Below are 1,326 nucleotides of genomic sequence, written 5' to 3' on the forward strand. Positions count from 1 at the left end.
GAAGGCGACCCGCCACTCCATCATCGAGCGGCTCTACGAGGTGCGCTACATCGAGAACGACCCGGCCCAGCCGACCTGCCTCGGCCGGGGGGTCGTGGAGGCGCTCGGCAAGTACGCCGAGCGCATCACCACGCCCGGGATGACGCACGAGCTCGAGGACGAGATGGACGCGATCGCCGGAGGGTCGAGCACCCGGGCCGCGGTCGTGGGGCACTCGCGCGCCCTGCTCGCCGACGTGATGACGGCGCTCATCGCCAACATCGACGAGATCGCGGCGATCCTCGCCGAGGCCGGCCACGAGGACGCGAAGGTCGGCGTCTGCCCCAAGTCCGGCCACGACCTGCTCGTGAAGAGCTCGGCGAAGGTCAGAGGCCAGTTCGTCGGATGCGCCGGGTGGCCCGATTGCGACGTGACCTACCCGCTGCCGCAGGGCAAGGTCGAGCCCGCAGGCGAGCTGTGCGCCGAATGCGGGACGCCCCGCGTGTCGATCACGCAGTTCCGCTCGAAGCCCGTCGTGCGCTGCCTCGACCCCGCGTGCCCGACGAACCACGAGCCGACCATCGACATCGGCGCGTGCCCGGCGTGCTCCGCTGCCGGCCGCGAGGGGCGCATCATCGCGCAGCGGTCCGCCAAGACGCTGAAGCGCTTCGCCCGCTGCAGCGAGTACGAGGAGTGCAAGACCTCGTACCCGCTCATCACCCACGGTGACATCGAGACGACCGCCGAGCCGTGCGAGACGTGCGGCGCGCCTGTGATCGTGGTGACGACGCGCCGCGGTCCGTGGCGGATGTGCGTGTCGCCGGATTGCCCCTCGCGCGAGGCGGGGAAGAAGTCTACGTCAGGATCGTCGAGGGCCCGCACGCCGCGGGCGAAGGGGACGCGGCGGTCCCGCTAGGCGAGGGGGCCTTCATGCGCGTCGCCGTCATCCAGCCCGCCCAGTCCGAGGTCTCCGCGAGCGGCCACGCCGCCTTCCATCACCTGATCGCCGAGTCGCACGCAGCCGGCGCCGATGTCGTCTTCACGCCGACGGGCGAGGTCGGCGTCTGCGAGGGTGCGGTCCGGCTCTACGGGGACGCGTGCTTCGACCCGGTCCGCATCCCGTCGGGCGCCAGGACGCTCGTGCTCGTCCCGGACGCCGAGTCCGAGCTGCAGTCCGAAGCCGTCATCGAGTACGCCATCGGGCTGTCCGAGTCGGTCGCCGGGCTCGTGGCCGTCATCGAGCCGTCCGAGGTGGGCGGCAGCGCGATCGTGCTGCTCGGCGAGGTGCTGGCAGAGGCGGGGGCGGGCGACCGCGCGATCGTCGCCGACGTCCCGTACCCCGTCCCC

General features: G+C 72.2%; 2 protein-coding genes. Both read left to right on the forward strand.

Annotated features, from left to right (window positions below):
- The coding region (locus tag FDZ70_10785) for a DNA topoisomerase (protein ID TLM65831.1) at nt 1-895 on the forward strand (895 nt) is incomplete at its 5' end.
- A 14-nt stretch (nt 896-909) separates the two neighbouring features.
- A partial coding sequence (locus FDZ70_10790; protein TLM65832.1) for a hypothetical protein occupies nt 910-1,326 on the forward strand: 417 nt, incomplete at its 3' end.

The sequence above is a fragment of the Actinomycetota bacterium genome, from assembly GCA_005774595.1.
GTDB lineage: Bacteria > Actinomycetota > Coriobacteriia > Anaerosomatales > D1FN1-002 > D1FN1-002.